General features: G+C 66.1%; 13 protein-coding genes. 6 read left to right on the forward strand and 7 right to left on the reverse strand.

Annotated elements, in window-relative coordinates; genetic code table 11:
- The first annotated feature begins 236 nt into the window (after positions 1-236).
- From ACP696_RS09985 to holA, 4 genes are all read left to right on the forward strand, one after another.
- Positions 237-764, forward strand: a complete 528-nt coding sequence (locus tag ACP696_RS09985; RefSeq protein ID WP_426043764.1) for a DUF3576 domain-containing protein — start codon at positions 237-239, stop codon at positions 762-764.
- Between the two features lie 148 nt (positions 765-912).
- A complete protein-coding gene (gene leuS, locus ACP696_RS09990; RefSeq protein WP_426043748.1) occupies positions 913-3498 on the forward strand; it encodes a leucine--tRNA ligase in 2586 nt (861 codons plus the stop codon).
- Between the two features lie 3 nt (positions 3499-3501).
- Complete coding sequence (lptE, locus tag ACP696_RS09995) at positions 3502-4014, forward strand: LPS assembly lipoprotein LptE (protein WP_426010379.1); 513 nt, start codon at positions 3502-3504, stop codon at positions 4012-4014.
- A gap of 11 nt (positions 4015-4025) precedes the next feature.
- Positions 4026-5078 (forward strand): DNA polymerase III subunit delta, encoded by a 1053-nt coding sequence (gene holA / locus ACP696_RS10000; protein ID WP_426010381.1) that lies wholly within the window; start codon positions 4026-4028, stop codon positions 5076-5078.
- A gap of 261 nt (positions 5079-5339) precedes the next feature.
- Here holA and ACP696_RS10005 read toward each other — a convergent pair whose 3' ends face one another.
- The 6 genes from ACP696_RS10005 to ACP696_RS10030 form a co-directional block, all read right to left on the reverse strand.
- Entirely contained in the window at positions 5340-6233 is an 894-nt protein-coding gene (locus tag ACP696_RS10005) for a ParB/RepB/Spo0J family partition protein (RefSeq protein ID WP_426010383.1), read from the reverse strand.
- 86 nt (positions 6234-6319) lie between these two features.
- A complete protein-coding gene (locus tag ACP696_RS10010; RefSeq protein WP_426010385.1) occupies positions 6320-7132 on the reverse strand; it encodes a ParA family protein in 813 nt (270 codons plus the stop codon).
- The gene (gene rsmG / locus ACP696_RS10015) at positions 7116-7769 is read right to left on the reverse strand and encodes a 16S rRNA (guanine(527)-N(7))-methyltransferase RsmG (protein WP_426010387.1); all 654 of its coding nucleotides are present in this window, start codon (positions 7767-7769) and stop codon (positions 7116-7118) included. Before rsmG ends, ACP696_RS10010 begins: the two co-directional genes overlap by 17 nt.
- Positions 7770-7773: 4 nt before the next feature.
- Positions 7774-9630, reverse strand: a complete 1857-nt coding sequence (gene mnmG, locus ACP696_RS10020) for a tRNA uridine-5-carboxymethylaminomethyl(34) synthesis enzyme MnmG (RefSeq protein ID WP_426010388.1) — start codon at positions 9628-9630, stop codon at positions 7774-7776.
- 165 nt (positions 9631-9795) lie between these two features.
- On the reverse strand, positions 9796-11139 hold the full coding sequence (gene mnmE / locus ACP696_RS10025; RefSeq protein ID WP_426010390.1) for a tRNA uridine-5-carboxymethylaminomethyl(34) synthesis GTPase MnmE: 1344 nt from the start codon (positions 11137-11139) through the stop codon (positions 9796-9798).
- Entirely contained in the window at positions 11136-11393 is a 258-nt protein-coding gene (locus ACP696_RS10030) for a DUF6489 family protein (RefSeq protein WP_426010391.1), read from the reverse strand. The genes mnmE and ACP696_RS10030 overlap by 4 nt, the downstream gene beginning before the upstream one ends.
- Positions 11394-11506: 113 nt before the next feature.
- Here ACP696_RS10030 and ACP696_RS10035 point away from each other — a divergent pair, with 113 nt between their 5' ends.
- Positions 11507-12214, forward strand: coding sequence for a dienelactone hydrolase family protein (locus tag ACP696_RS10035; RefSeq protein ID WP_426043749.1), 708 nt, complete (start codon positions 11507-11509; stop codon positions 12212-12214).
- A 5-nt stretch (positions 12215-12219) separates the two neighbouring features.
- Positions 12220-13185 (forward strand): quinone oxidoreductase family protein, encoded by a 966-nt coding sequence (locus ACP696_RS10040; RefSeq protein WP_426043750.1) that lies wholly within the window; start codon positions 12220-12222, stop codon positions 13183-13185.
- A 91-nt stretch (positions 13186-13276) separates the two neighbouring features.
- Here ACP696_RS10040 and rho read toward each other — a convergent pair whose 3' ends face one another.
- Positions 13277-14698 carry a transcription termination factor Rho gene (rho, locus tag ACP696_RS10045; RefSeq protein ID WP_426010395.1) on the reverse strand — a complete coding sequence of 474 codons (1422 nt, stop codon included), beginning with the start codon at positions 14696-14698 and terminating at the stop codon, positions 13277-13279.
- Positions 14699-14924 lie beyond the last annotated feature (226 nt).

Consider the following 14924-nt stretch of genomic DNA (forward strand, 5'->3'; position numbering starts at 1 on the left):
CCGGACCCGATATAGGTCAACCGACATATAGGATTGGGTTCCCTGAAAATCGATTAAAGGCCTGAGTACAACGCGGTCAACCGCCGTTGGATCGGAGCAAGCGTCGCAAGAGTCGATTCAGCGGGCGCCTGTGGCGGTCCTGCCACGCGATTCCTGTTTTGACGCGGCGCGACCATGCTATAGACCGCTTCCGGCTGCGGGGGCGCGCCAGGATGCGCGATCGCGTCGGCGAGACATTGGAGCGAGGTACTATGGCGTTTGAGCGTGGGTCGGTGTTGCGCGGCGTCGCCGCTGGCGTTCTGGCGTTGTCGGTTGTCGTGGGCGTATCCGCCTGCGGAAGCACCAAGGGTCCCAGGACCTTCACCAGCCAAAGCGATGAGCCGGGTTTCAACCCCTTCAATCTCGGACGCTCCAAGCAGGCCCCGGCCGCCTCGGGCGCGATTGGCGTCAACGGCTTCCTGTGGCGCGCCAGCCTGGACACCCTGGCCTTCATGCCCCTGGCCTCGGCCGACCCTTACGGCGGCGTGATCGTCACCGACTGGTACTCCAATCCAGAAAAGCCGGACGAGCGCTTCAAGGCCACGGTCTACATCCTTGACACTCGCCTTCGGGCCGACGGCCTGAACGTCACGATCTTCAAGCAGGTTAAGGACGCCAACGGGACCTGGAGCGACAGCACGGCCACCGAGCAGACGGCGACCGACGTCGAGAACGCCATCCTGACGCGAGCCCGTCAGCTTCGCCTTTCCAACATCAAGAACTAGGGCTTCCCTGGTTCTTCGTGGGAGCCTTTTGTCCGCGTGACAAAAGGCTCCCGTTCGCACTTTTACAAGGCGCGCCTGGGCCGAAACCGCTTAAGACTTCCGCGGATTACGCCAGAGGCGTGACGCCCCGCACCTACAGTCTGGTTTCATGGCCCGCTACAATCCCAAAGACACCGAGCCCAAGTGGCGCGCCGCCTGGGCGAACGCCAACACCTTCCTGACGCCGATCACCCGCGACGCGCGTCCGAAATACTATGTGCTCGAGATGTTCCCCTATCCCTCGGGGCGCATCCACATGGGCCATGTGCGCAACTACGCCATGGGCGACGTCGTGGCCCGCTATAAGCGCGCCCAGGGCTTCAACGTGCTGCATCCGATGGGCTGGGACGCATTTGGCATGCCGGCCGAGAACGCCGCAATGGAGCGCGGCGTCCACCCCAAGGCCTGGACCTACGACAACATCGCCGCCATGCGTGAGCAATTGAAGGCTCTGGGCCTTTCAATCGACTGGTCGCGCGAGTTCGCCACCTGCGACCCGGCCTATTACGGCAAGCAGCAGGCCTGGTTCCTGCGCCTGCTGAAGCGCGGCCTGGTCTATCGCAAGGAAGCCTCGGTCAACTGGGATCCGGTCGACATGACCGTCCTGGCCAATGAGCAGGTCATCGACGGCAAGGGCTGGCGCTCGGGCGCGACAGTGGAGAAGCGCAAGCTGACCCAGTGGTTCCTGCGTATCACCGATTATGCCGACGCCCTGATCGACGGCCTCAAGACCCTGGATCGCTGGCCCGAGAAGGTCCGGATCATGCAGGAGAACTGGATCGGCCGGTCCAAGGGCCTGCGGTTCACCTTCAAGTTCGACGGCGTCGCGCCCGAGGGTCATGCCACCGGCCTGGAGGTCTACACCACGCGCCCTGACACCCTGTTCGGTGCCAGCTTCGTGGGCATCGCTCCCGAGCATCCGCTGGCCGAGCAACTGGCGGCGGCCGACCCCGCCGTGGCCGCCTTTGTCGCCGAGTGCCGCCGGGGCGGGACGTCGGAGGCCGATATCGAAGGCGCCGAGAAGCTGGGCCGCGACACCGGGCTGCGGGTCGTCCACCCGCTGGACAACAGCAAGACCCTGCCGGTCTGGATCGCCAATTTCATCCTGATGGACTACGGCACGGGCGCGATCTTCGCCTGCCCGGCCCATGACCAGCGCGACCTGGACTTCGCCCGCAAGTACGACCTGCCCGTCCTGCCGGTGGTGCTGCCGCCGGGCGAAGACGCCGCGACGTTCAATGTCGGCAAGGAGGCCTATGTCGGCCCCGGCGCGATCTTCAATTCCGAATTCCTGGACGGTCTGGACATCGAGGCGGCCAAGACCGAGGCGGTGGCGCGCATCGAGGCCATGGACCAAGGCCAGGGCGCGACCGTCTATCGCCTGCGCGACTGGGGCGTCTCGCGGCAACGCTATTGGGGTTGCCCGATCCCCGTGATCCACTGCGAGGCCTGCGGCCCCGTCGGCGTGCCGGAAGATCAGTTGCCGGTGGTGCTGCCCGACGACGTCGCCTTCGACAAGCCGGGCAATCCGCTGCTGCGGCATCCGACCTGGCGTCACACCACCTGCCCTACCTGCGGCGGCAAGGCTGAGCGCGAAACCGACACGCTGGACACCTTTGTCGACAGCTCCTGGTACTTCGCCCGCTTCACCGACCCGACCGCGGCCGAACCGATCAACAAGGACGCGGCCGACCACTGGATGGCGGTCGATCAATATATCGGCGGCGTCGAGCACGCGGTTCTGCACCTGCTCTATGCCCGCTTCATCACCAGGGCGCTGAAGGACGAGGGCCTGCTGTCGGTGGAGGAGCCGTTCGCTGGCCTGTTCACCCAGGGCATGGTCACCCACGAGGCCTACAAGAACGCCACCGGGGAGTGGGTCGAGCCCTCGGACATCCGTATCACCGTCGAGGGCAATGCACGCTCGGCCGCCCACGCCACGACCGGCGAGCCGATCACCATCGGCGACATCGAGAAGATGTCGAAATCCAAGAAGAACGTCGTCGCCCCCGAGGACATCTTCGAGGCCTACGGCGTCGACGCCGCCCGCCTGTTCGTGATGAGCGACAGCCCGCCCGAGCGTGACGTGCAGTGGACCAACAGCGGTGTCGAAGGCTCCTGGCGATTCACCCACCGCGTGTGGAATGAGTTTGACAGCCAGCCAGCGGGCGATTTCGCCCATGATGACAGCGACGCCGCCGCCCTGGCCCTGCGCAAGGGCGCGCACCGCCTGATCGGCTTCGTCACCGACTCGATCGAGGGCTTCCGCTTCAACAGCGGCGTGGCGCGTCTGTATGAGTTCCTGAACATGCTGAAGGTCGCCCCGGCCGAGGGCGCGTCTCAGGGTGTCCTGGCCGCCCGCGCCGAGGCGCTGGAAATCCTGGCGCGCCTGATCTCGCCCTTCACGCCCCACCTGGCAGAAGAGGCCTGGGCCCATCTGGGCGAGAGCGGCATGGTGGTCGACGCGCCGTGGCCCAAGGCCGACGCGGCCCTGGCGGCCGACGACGAGCGCGTGCTGCCGATCCAGATCAACGGCAAGCGTCGCGGCGAAATCAAGGTCAAGGCCGGGACGGCCGAGGCCGAGGTGGAGAAAATCGCTCTGGCGGACGCCGCCGTCCTGGCCCACCTTGGGGGCCTGACTGTTCGCAAGGTGATCGTGGTGAAAGACCGTATCGTCAACATCGTGGCTGGCTGATCGATGAACCGCTTTCCGCTCTTAAAGATCTTTCCGGCGGCCCTGATCGCCGCCTCCGCCGTGGCCCTGGTGGGTTGCGGCTTCACGCCCCTGTACGGACCGCAGATCGTCACCAAGGGCCTGGGCGCCATAGAGGTGGTCGCGCCCGAAGGCCGCTCAGGCTATCTGGTGCGCGAGCAGCTGGACGACGCCCTGGCGCGCGACGTCAATGTCCTGCCCTCGCACAAGCTGGTCTTCACGCTGAAGGAGATGCGCTACGCCCGCGGCGTGCGCGTCGACAACGTGGCCAACCGCTACGAGCTGAACCTGACGGCCTATTGGCAGCTGCTGGACGCCAAGACCGGCCTGACGGTGCGCGCTGGCACGGCCAACGCCGCAGTGACCTACGACTCCGCCGACCAGCCCTATGCCGCCATCGCGGCTCAGCAGGACGGGCAGGAGCGGGCGGCGACCGAGGTGGCGCGCAAGATCCAGCTCGACCTGGCCGTCTGGTTGGCGGGCAAGGCCAAGGCCTAGGATCCTAGCCCATGATCCTGTCGAAGCGACCGGACATCGAACGCTTCCTGAAGGACCCGTCCCGCGAGATCCGGGCCGTGGTGATCTATGGCCGTGATCGAGGAGTCGTGCGCGATCGCGCCGACCAACTGGCCAAGCGCCTGTTCGAGCGGCCCGACGATCCCTTCGACACCGCCCAGCTGACCGAGAGCGATCTCGACAGCCAGGCTGGCAAGCTGGAGGACGAGCTGTCGGCCCTGTCGATGATGGGCGGGCGCCGCCTGGTGCGCTTGCGGCTGACGGGCGAGAAGGCTGGACCCGACAAACAGGCCGCCGAGGCCCTCGCCCGCCATGTGGAGGGCCAGCTCAACCCGGACGCCCTGTTCCTGATCGAAGCCGGGGCGCTCGACCGCAACTCGGCCCTGCGCAAGGCCGCCGAGAAGTCGACCGGCGCGGCGGTTATCCCCTGTTACGAGGACGAAGCCGGAGACCTGGCCCGCCTGACCCGCGAGACCCTGGCCAAGGACAAGGTCAGTCTGAACGGCGAGGCTCTGGACCTGTTCGTCTCGCGCCTGCCCAAGGAGCGCGGCGTGGCCCGGGCCGAGATCGAGCGCCTGGCGCTCTATCTGAACCCGGGCAGCGGCTTTGTGGCCACCCCGGCCGACCTGACCGACTTCCTGGGGGTCGAGCCCGAGGCCTCACTGGGCGACGCCGCCGTCGACGCCTTTGGCGGCCGCCTGGGTCCCGCCCAGGCCGGCCTGCGCCGCGCCGCCGCCGAGGGTGAGGGCGGACCCGCAGCGGTGAGAGCCATGGGCTACCATCTGGGCCGCCTGCGCCGCACCTTGACCCTGCACAAAAACGGCATCGACCTGGCCGCCGCCGCCAAGGCGTCGGGCGTGTTCTGGAAGACCGAGCGCGAATTCCTGCGCCAGGCCCGCGCCTGGACGCTGGACCAGCTGCTGATGGTCCAGGCCGAGGTGCTGGCCGCCGACAAGGCCTGCAAGACCTCCGGCTCGCCCGACCAGCTGATTTCCGAGCGTCTGGCCCTGCAGATCGCCGGCAAGGCGCGGCGGCTGGGGCTGTAGCAAGCCGCTGGGGTAAAAGGTCAGCGCCAGACTAGGAGTCGCTCGCGCCGTCAAGCTTCAGCTTAGTTCTAGATCTTCAAAACTGTGGAAAACGACAGATCCGACGGCGACCAATTTCACGCCATTTCCTCAGAATAATACCTATGGATCAATAGGTTGTCGCCCGTTTGCGACCAGATCAATCTCGCCTGTCGAAAACAGAGCCGGCAGGACCACGGCAAAGGTCCGCTCCATGCGCGACAGACGGGTCCGTTTTCGGAGTCAGATGGCGCGGGTCAGGCGACCGCAGAGGTCATCGAGTTGCTCGAGCGTCGCATAGCGGATCGTCAGGGCGCCGGCCCCGCCACGGTCGTCGATCTCGACATCGAGGCCGAGCAGCGACGACAGGTCGGCTTCCAGCGACTGCGTGTCGGTGTCCTTCGACTTCGCGGGACGACCACCGGCCGACTTGGCGCGAACTTCGCCGGCGGCGTGCGGGGTCCGGCGGGCCAGGGCCTCGGCGTCGCGGACCGACAGGCCCTTGGCGATGACTTCCTTGGCCAGCGCCGTCGGATCCGGAGCCGAGGCGATGGCGCGGGCGTGGCCGGCGGTCAGTTCACCCGAGGTCACGTAGGACTGCACCGCGTCGGGCAGGTTCAGCAGGCGCAGGGTATTGGCGACGTGGCTGCGACTCTTGCCGACGGTCTGGGCGATCGCTTCCTGGGTGCGACCGAACTTCTCTAGCAGCACCTTGTAGCTCAGCGCCTCTTCCAAGGCGTTGAGGTCGGCGCGCTGGACGTTCTCGATGATGCCTATCTCGAGCACCGCCAAATCGTCCAACTCGCGGATCATGATCGGGATGGTCTTGAGGCCGGCGCGTTGCGCGGCTCGCCAGCGGCGCTCGCCGGCGACGATCTGATACTCGCCTGGGGCGCCAGCGGCGGGGCGGACCAGGATCGGCTGCAGCACGCCCTTCTCGCGGATCGAGTCCGAAAGTTCTACCAAGTCATCCTCGCGGAATGTCCGGCGCGGCTGGTTGGGGTTACGGCGGATCAGTTCGATCGGGGCTTCGCGCGACCCTCCCACGGTATCACCGGGGGCCTGGGCGGGCGCGGATTCGACCTCGCCGAGCAGAGCCGACAGGCCCCGACCCAGACCACGACGACCTTCAGACATCCCCGGCTCTCCCACCACAACCGACTCCCGCACGCGCTCAACATTCAACTCAGACAATGACTTGGCTGGTTATCCTCAAGCGGGCTCTACGCCGCTTGGGCCAACCGTGACTTTTCACGCGTGATCACTTCGCGCGCCAGACGCAGGTAAGCCTGGCTGCCGGCGCATTTCAGATCATAGAGCAGCACGGGTTTACCGAACGACGGTGCCTCGGACACCCGGACGTTGCGGGGTATGACCGCGTCATAGACCTTGTCGCCAAAGTGTTGCCGAACATCCCGCGCCACCTGGTCGGACAGACTGTTGCGGCGGTCGTACATGGTCAGCACCACGCCCTGGATTTCCAGCTTGGGATTCAAGCTGCCGCGCACGCGTTCGATGGTTCGCATCAGCTGAGTGAGGCCCTCCAGAGCGAAGAATTCGCACTGCAGCGGCACGAACACGGCGTCGGCGGCGGTCATGGCGTTGACGGTCAGCACGTTCAGCGAGGGCGGGCAGTCGATCAGCACATAGGTGTAGGGGCCGCCGGCGCGGAGCGGCTCCAGGGCGTCGCGCAAACGGTAGGACCGGCGCGCTACCTGGCCAAGCTCGATCTCGACGCCCGACAGGTCGGCGTCGGCGGGAATGACGTCCAAGCCCGGCAGCTCGGTGCGGACCGCGGCGTCGACGACCGGTTTCTCGCCCATCAACACGTCATAGAGCGTGGTCTTGCGCTGCATGCGGGTGATGCCCAGGCCCGTCGAGCAATTGCCCTGCGGATCGGCGTCGATCAGCAGCACCCGTTCGCCGCAGGCCGCCAGGGCCGTGCCCAGATTGATCGCGGTGGTGGTCTTGCCGACCCCGCCCTTCTGATTGGCGATCGCCAGGACGCGCAGCGGTTGGTCAGACTTTACGGACACTTTTAAGCCCTTTCACTTGCACGATCTGGCCTCGCGGGTCGCTCAGGGAGGGCCGCAGGTCGGACTCGAATTTCCAATAGGTCGCGGCCTCGACCAGTTCCGCATCGACATCCTGTCCCTTCAGGAACCAGCCCGTCGCGCCGCGCTTCAGGTAGGGCTGGGCGTAACCCAGAAGTCTGACCATCGGCGCGCAGGCCCGAGCCGTGACGACATCGACCTTGAGGTCGAGCTCCTCGGCGCGACCGTTATGAACCTCAGCGGGCAGCTTCAGGTCATCGACCACCGCGTGCAGGAACTTGCAACGCTTGGTCATGCTCTCGATCAGATGGACCTTGGCGCCCGGCGTGTCCTTCAACAGGATCGCCAGCACCACGCCCGGCAAGCCAGCGCCGGCGCCCAGGTCGGCCCAGATTCTGGCCTCGGGCTCCAGCTTCAGAAGTTGCGCGCTGTCCCAGGCATGGCGGTTCCAGAAGTTTGGTAGCGAGGCCGGCCCCACCAGGTTCATCACGGCGTTCCACTCGGTGAGCAGGGCTTGAAAACGCCGCAGGTCGGACAGCTGGGCCTCGCTACATGCCGTTAACCGCTGGAAGGCGGCTGCGTCGAGGGGCTCGAGCGGTTCGATGATCAGGTCGGTCATGGGATCAGGCTGCACGGGCGCGCCGCACATGGGCCAGCAGCGCCGTCAGGGCTCCTGGCGTCACGCCTTCGATACGGGCCGCCTGGCCCAGGGTGAGAGGTTTGACGCGCTGCAGCTTCTCGCGCACCTCGTTCGACAGACTGCCCACCAAGGCGTAGTCCAGATCGCCCGGCAGGCGCAGATCCTCTTCCCTGCGGAAGGCTTCGGCGTCGATGCGTTGGCGGTCGAGATAGCCGGCATAGGCCGCCTCGATCTCGATCTGCTCGCGGGCCATCGGGCTCCACGTGGAAATCTCCGGCCATACCGAGGTCAGGCCGTCGAGCGTAACCTCCGGCAGGGCGAGCATGGCCAGGACGTCGCGGCGCTGGCCGTCGGCATTAACCTTGAAGCCGGCCTTCACGGCGGCGGCCGGCGTCAGATTGACCGAACGGGCAAAGGCCCGAACGGCCGCAAGCTCGGCCTTCTTCATGGACCAGGCGGCTGCACGGTCCTTCCCCACGCAGCCCAGTTCAAGGCCGCGATCGGTCAGGCGCTGGTCGGCGTTGTCGGCCCGCAGCACCAGGCGAAACTCGGCGCGGCTGGTGAACATGCGATAGGGTTCGGTGACGCCCCGGGTGACCAGGTCGTCGATCATCACGCCGATATAGGCCTCATCGCGGGCGAAGATCGCGGGCTCCTTGCCCTGCCCCGCCCGCGCGGCGTTCAGGCCGGCGACCAGGCCTTGGGCGCCCGCTTCCTCATAACCCGTCGTGCCGTTGATCTGACCCGCCAGGTAGAGTCCGGCCAGGCGCTTGGCCTCAAGGGTCGGGTAGAGCTCGCGCGGGTCGACATAGTCGTACTCGATCGCATAGCCATACCGGATGACCTCGACGGTCTCGAGGCCCGGCATGGTGCGGAGGAACAGCAATTGCGTCTCGGGCGAGACCGAGGTCGATATGCCGTTCGGATAGACCGTGTCGTCGTCCAGGCCTTCTGGCTCCAAGAAGACCTGGTGGCTGGTCTTGTCGGCGAAGCGGACGACCTTGTCCTCGATCGAGGGGCAATAGCGCGGGCCGATCCCGGTGGCACGGCCGCCATAGACGGCGGATTCGCCCAGGCGGTCGGCGATGATCTTGTGGGTCTCGGCGGTCGTATAGGTAATGCCGCACTGGATCTGGGGCACGTCCACCGTGGAATTGAGAAACGAGAACGGCTCGGGGTCCTCGTCGGCGGCCTGCATTTCCAGGCGATCCCAGGCGATGGTCTTGCCGTCCAGCCGCGCGGGCGTGCCCGTCTTGAGGCGGCCCATGTCAAAGCCGAGCGCGTAGAGCCGGTCCGACAGGCCGATCGAAGGCGCGTCGCCTACACGGCCGGCCGGGGTGCGAGTCTGGCCCTGGTGGATCACGCCCTTCAAGAAGGTGCCCGTGGTCAGCACGACGCGCGGCGCGCGATAGGCGCCGCCCTCCCCGTCAACCACACCGGCGACGACGCCGCCCTCGACGATCAAGTCCTCAGCGGCGGCGGCGATCACGTCCAGGTTCACGTGGGAAAACAGCTCGGCCTGCACCGCCTCGCGATAGAGCTTACGATCGATCTGGGAACGGGGGCCGCGCACGGCGGGCCCCTTGGAGCGGTTCAGGAGTCGATATTGGATGCCGGCCTTGTCCGCCATCCGCGCCATCAGGCCATCCAAGGCGTCGATCTCGCGCACCAGATGGCCTTTGCCCAGCCCGCCGATGGCCGGGTTGCACGACATTTCGCCGACGGTTTCGAGCTTGTGGGTCAGTAACAGCGTGCGCGCGCCGGCCCTGGCCGACGCAGAGGCGGCTTCGCAGCCAGCGTGACCGCCGCCGATGACAATGACATCCCAGGTGTTGGACAAGCGGCGCGCCTCAATGCGAACGCCCCCGTCTCAGGGGGGCGTAGAGTACCCTATACGCGGGACTCACCGCGTGGGCGAGTCGGTCGCGGCTGTTCCACGTGAAACAGTCGCCATACATCTGTGATTAGGCTGTGGATGGTTCAAGGCGATGTTTCACGTGGAACATCACTTGCCGATGCAAAAGCTTGAAAACACGCGGTCGAGAACATCCTCGGGATCGATCCGGCCCGTGATGCGGGACAGGGCGCGCGCGGCGAGCCTGACGTCCTCTGCCGCGAGCTCCACCTCCAGACCAACATCGGACAGGGCGCGTTGTATAAAGCGGCGGGCCTCGGTCAGGCTTTCGGCGTGACGGATGCGCGTCGCGGCGGGGAACTCCGCGCCAGACAGAGCGTCAACCACGTGGGACGCCAACGCCGCTCGCGCGGCTTCCACGCCCCCTGGCTTCCGGGCGGCCATCTCGACGACAAGGAACCCCCGGGCGGACAGGGCATCACGCACCTCGCCGAGCCGAGCCTTGTCGACGATGTCGATCTTGTTGATCACCGCCCAGTCTCCGGGGCGGGTGACGTCGTAGTCGTCGCCTTGTTTCACGTGGAACATCGAAGCGTCGACGACCCATAGTCGCAGGTCGGCCTCGCGCGCCCAGGCTTGAGCCCGGCGAACGCCCTCGGCCTCGATGGTGTCTTCAGTGGCCCGTAGACCCGCGGTGTCCGCCACCAGGACCTTGTAGCCGCCCAAGATCATCGGGACCTCGATGATGTCTCTCGTGGTCCCTGGCGTTGAGGTGACAATGGCGGCGTCGCGTTCCGCCAGGCCATTGAGCAAGGTGCTCTTGCCGGAATTCGGAGCCCCGACGAGCGCGATGCGAAAGCCGTCTCGAACCCGGCGACCTCGCGCGGCGTCGCTCAACGCCACGCCAATCTCTGCTTCAAGAAGCTCTAGGCCTGGGCGCGCACGCCCCGCGACATCTTCGGGGAGATCTTCGTCAGGAAAATCCACGGCGGCCTCCAACATGGCCAGCGTCTGGACGAGGAGTTCCCGCCACGTCTCATAGCGCTCGCTCAGCGCGCCACCCAGTTGCCCAAGCGCCTGACGGCGCTGCGCCTCGGTCTCGGCGTCAATGAGGTCGGCCACGCCCTCGGCCTGGGTCAGGTCCAGCTTGCCATTCTCGAAAGCGCGGCGCGTGAACTCGCCCGGCTCCGCCAGTCGCAGGCCTTCGGCGCATAAGGCCTGCAGCACAGCCTCGACCACGGCGCGGCCGCCATGCACGTGAAACTCGGCGGCGTCCTCGCCGGTATAGCTCGCAGGGCCCTCGAACCACAGAACCAAAGCGTCATCGAGGGCGACGCCAGCATGGCTCAGCTGTCGTAGCGCCGCCCGACGCGGCCTGGGCAGGGCTCCCGCCAGGGCGCGGACGGCGCCGCCGGAACGCGGGCCCGACACCCGAATGACGGCCACCGCCGCCTTCCCCGCGCCGGTGGCCGGCGCGTAGATCGTGTCGTTCATTCGCGCTTGCCGCCCATGCCCCCGACCGCGGCGCCGGCCGCCGCCGTCATCAGCTTGCGGAACTGGTCCTGGGCGCCGCTACCGAACGCCATCCAGTTCTTCATCAGCTCTTCGGGCGCCAGCATGGCCATGTTCGCATCCATGCGGCTCTGCATCTCCTTGACCATATGGTCATTCAGCGCCGTCACGTCGGGAAGGCCGAGAAAGGCTCGCGCCTCGACAGCCGTGCAATCGATCTCGATAGTCATCTTCATGGTTGGTTCCCTTCGGGTAGGGCACGACATTGTTATGCGTCAGGCGCGTCGGACCACGTTAGAGCGCTTTGGTCGAAAGTCCCATCGACGCCTTGCGGATACGGAGAGCCCCCATGAGTGAGACCCTCACGATCGACACCCCGGACGGCGCCTTCTCGGCCTATGTGGCGCGCCCTTCGGCCGAGCCGGCGCCGGCGCCGGCGCCGGCGATCGTCGTCATCCAGGAAATCTTCGGTGTCAACAAGGTCATGCGCGATGTCTGCGACAACCTCGCGGCCCAGGGCTTCATGGCCATCTGCCCCGATCTTTTCTGGCGCATCGAACCGGGTATCGACATCACCGACCAGAGCGAAGCCGAATGGAAGCGGGCCTTCGAGCTCTATAACGCCTTCGACGTCGAGGCCGGCGTCTCGGACATCGCCGCGACCATCGCCGCCGCCCGCGCCTTGCCCGCCGTCAATGGCAAGGTCGGAGCGCTCGGTTACTGCCTGGGCGGGCTGCTGGCCTTCCTGACCGCGGCCCGCACCGACAGCGACGTCACCGTCGCCTATTACGGCGTCGGAATCGAGAAACATGTCGGCGAGGCTGACAAACTGGCCCGTCCGCTGCTGATGCACATCGCCGAGGAAGACCAATTCGTGCCGAAGGAAGCGCAGAAGGTGATCCTGGGCGCGCTGAAGGACCATCTGCAGATCGAGGTTCAAACCTATCCCGGTTGCGATCACGCCTTTGCCCGGGTGGGCGGCGAGCACTACGACGCGAGCGCCGCGGGTAGGGCCAATGCGCGCACCCTGTCCTTCTTCAAGTCCAAGCTGGGCTGACCGTCATGCTGGCCATACAAGCCGCCCGCGCCGGCGGTCCCGAGGTGCTTGAGCGCGTCGATCTCCCGGTCCCTTCGCCTGGGCCTGGCCAGATCCTGGTCCGGCACCAGGCGGTGGGGCTGAACTTCATCGACACCTATCACCGCAGCGGCCTCTATCCGATGAAGATGCCGGCTGTGCTGGGTCTTGAGGCGGCGGGGATCGTCGAGGCAGTTGGAGACGGCGTTACCCGGTTCGTCGTCGGCGACCGCGTCGCCTATAACGGCACGCTCGGCGCCTATGCAGAGGCCGCCATGGTTCCCGCCAACCGAGCGGTAAAGGTCCCGGACACGGTCAGCCTCGAAACGGCGGCGGCGGTACTGCTGAAGGGTATGACCGCCGAGTTCCTGGTTCGGCGCTGCCACAGGATCGAAGCGGGTCAGACCGCGCTGATCCATGCCGCCGCCGGCGGCGTCGGGTCGATCCTGGTCCAGTGGGCCAAGGCGCTGGGCGCGACGGTCATCGCGACGGTTGGGTCCGAGACCAAGGCCGCCCTCGCCCGTGATCACGGCGCCGACCATGTGATCCTGTACGGCCAGGAGGACGTCTCGGCCAGGGTCGCCGAGATCACCGGCGGCCAGGGTGTAGCCATCGTCTATGACGGCGTCGGCAAGGACACCTTCGAGGCCAGCCTCAAGAGCCTAGGTCGACGCGGCGTTCTGGCCACTTTCGGCAACGCTTCCGGGCCAGCGCCCGCGATCACCCCGCTGGAGCTGGCGGGCAAGTCGCTGTTCCTGACCCGGCCCAGGCTGTTCGACTATATCGTAACGACCGAAGAGCTCGACGAAAGCGCTGCGGCCCTGTTCGCCGTGCTGGCGTCGGGCGAGGTGAAGATCAAGGTCGGCCAGAGCTTCCCACTCGCCGAGGCCCGGGCCGCGCACGAATCTTTGGAAGGTCGACGGACGACGGGCGCGACCTTGCTGATCCCGTGACCGGCGCGCGTCAGAACGCACGGACGAAGATTGAAAAAGGGCGACGGGACCAATCCCGCCGCCCCTGATGTTTCACGTGCGACAATGGGTTCTAGGTATTCATCGACTGGAAGAAATCGCCGTTGGTCTTCGACTGGCGCATCTTCTCGAGCAGGAACTCGATGGCGTCCGAAGCGCCCATCGGGTTGAGGATACGGCGTAGCACATAGGTCTTTTGAAGCTGGTCGCGCGGGGTGATCAGCTCTTCCTTACGGGTGCCGGACTTCAGCACATCGATGGCCGGGAAGATGCGCTTGTCAGCGACCTTGCGGTCCAGGATGATTTCCGAGTTGCCGGTGCCCTTGAACTCTTCGAAGATCACTTCGTCCATACGGCTACCGGTGTCGATCAGGGCGGTGGCGATGATGGACAGCGAGCCGCCCTCCTCCACATTCCGCGCCGCGCCGAAGAAGCGCTTGGGACGCTGCAGGGCGTTGGCGTCGACGCCGCCGGTCAGCACCTTGCCCGACGACGGGACGGTGGTGTTGTAGGCCCGACCCAGACGGGTGACCGAGTCCAGCAGGATGACGACGTCACGCTTGTGCTCGACCAGGCGCTTGGCCTTCTCGATGACCATCTCGGCCACCTGAACGTGGCGGGTCGCCGGCTCGTCGAAAGTCGAGGCGATGACCTCGCCCTTCACCGTCCGCTGCATGTCGGTGACTTCTTCCGGGCGCTCGTCGATCAGCAGGACAATCAGGTAGATTTCCGGATGGTTGGTTTCGATCGACTTGGCGATGTTCTGCAACATCACCGTCTTGCCGACGCGCGGCGGGGCCACGATCAGGCAGCGTTGCCCCTTGCCCAGCGGCGCCACGATGTCGATGATCCGGCCCGAACGATCCTTGATGGTCGGATCGGGCAGTTCCATGTTGAGTCGCTCTTCGGGATAGAGCGGCGTCAGGTTGTCGAAGTGGATCTTGTGCTTGACGTTGTCGGGGCTCTCGAAATTGATCAGCGTCACGCCGGTCAGGGCGAAGTAGCGCTCGCCTTCGCGCGGCGCGCGGATGGCGCCGTCGATGGTGTCGCCGGTCCGCAGGCCGAACTTGCGGATCTGCGAGGGCGACACATAGATATCGTCTGGACCAGGAAGATAATTAGCTTCCGGTGAACGCAAGAAGCCAAACCCGTCCTGCAGAACTTCCATGGTGCCCGAGCCCGAGATTTCCACGCCTTCCTCGGCGAGGGTCTTGAGGATCGCGAACATCATGTCCTGCTTGCGCATGGAGTTGGCGTTCTCGACCTCGAAGGTCTCGGCGAAGGCCAGCAGGTCGGCTGGGGATTTCTCCTTCAGTTCCTGCAGGGACATGGTCTTCAGGCCCATCGCCGCAACAGTGGCGCCCACTTCGGATTCTTCGTCGCCGCCGGCGTCATCGCCCTGCGGATCGACCGAGGCGGCCAGGGTCGTCGTATCGACGATCGGCTCTTCAGCCTCGTTGGCGCTGTCGTTCTGGTTTTCGGTCTGGTCGGTCATGGTGACACTCAACGTCGCGCGGCCCGCGAAACCGCGAGCCGTGCCTTGGTTCTGATGGTCTCGTCGCGAGGGGCGGCGAGGGGTCGCGCCATGACGACGGCGCGTATCGGATCTGGGGAACGGACTTCGGAGCCAGGCTCCAGGGGCGCATCAGGACGAGCACCAGCCCGTAGAGGTCAGGATCGCGGAACCTGGGCGCCGCGCCTTTTGGATGGGAACCACAGCA

The organism is Caulobacter sp. DWR3-1-2 (assembly GCF_049896225.1).
GTDB lineage: Bacteria > Pseudomonadota > Alphaproteobacteria > Caulobacterales > Caulobacteraceae > Caulobacter.

Excerpts from the sequence above, each read along its gene's own strand:
- leuS (WP_426043748.1), top strand. The coding sequence starts at position 913 with ATGGCCCGCTACAATCCCAAAGACACCGAGCCCAAGTGGCGCGCCGCC.
- mnmE (WP_426010390.1), bottom strand. The coding sequence starts at position 11,139 with ATGAACGACACGATCTACGCGCCGGCCACCGGCGCGGGGAAGGCGGCG.
- ACP696_RS10005 (WP_426010383.1), bottom strand. The coding sequence starts at position 6,233 with ATGTCTGAAGGTCGTCGTGGTCTGGGTCGGGGCCTGTCGGCTCTGCTC.
- ACP696_RS10030 (WP_426010391.1), bottom strand. The coding sequence starts at position 11,393 with ATGAAGATGACTATCGAGATCGATTGCACGGCTGTCGAGGCGCGAGCC.
- rsmG (WP_426010387.1), bottom strand. The coding sequence starts at position 7,769 with ATGACCGACCTGATCATCGAACCGCTCGAGCCCCTCGACGCAGCCGCC.
- ACP696_RS10035 (WP_426043749.1), top strand. The coding sequence starts at position 11,507 with ATGAGTGAGACCCTCACGATCGACACCCCGGACGGCGCCTTCTCGGCC.
- lptE (WP_426010379.1), top strand. The coding sequence starts at position 3,502 with ATGAACCGCTTTCCGCTCTTAAAGATCTTTCCGGCGGCCCTGATCGCC.
- rho (WP_426010395.1), bottom strand. The coding sequence starts at position 14,698 with ATGACCGACCAGACCGAAAACCAGAACGACAGCGCCAACGAGGCTGAA.
- holA (WP_426010381.1), top strand. The coding sequence starts at position 4,026 with ATGATCCTGTCGAAGCGACCGGACATCGAACGCTTCCTGAAGGACCCG.
- ACP696_RS10040 (WP_426043750.1), top strand. The coding sequence starts at position 12,220 with ATGCTGGCCATACAAGCCGCCCGCGCCGGCGGTCCCGAGGTGCTTGAG.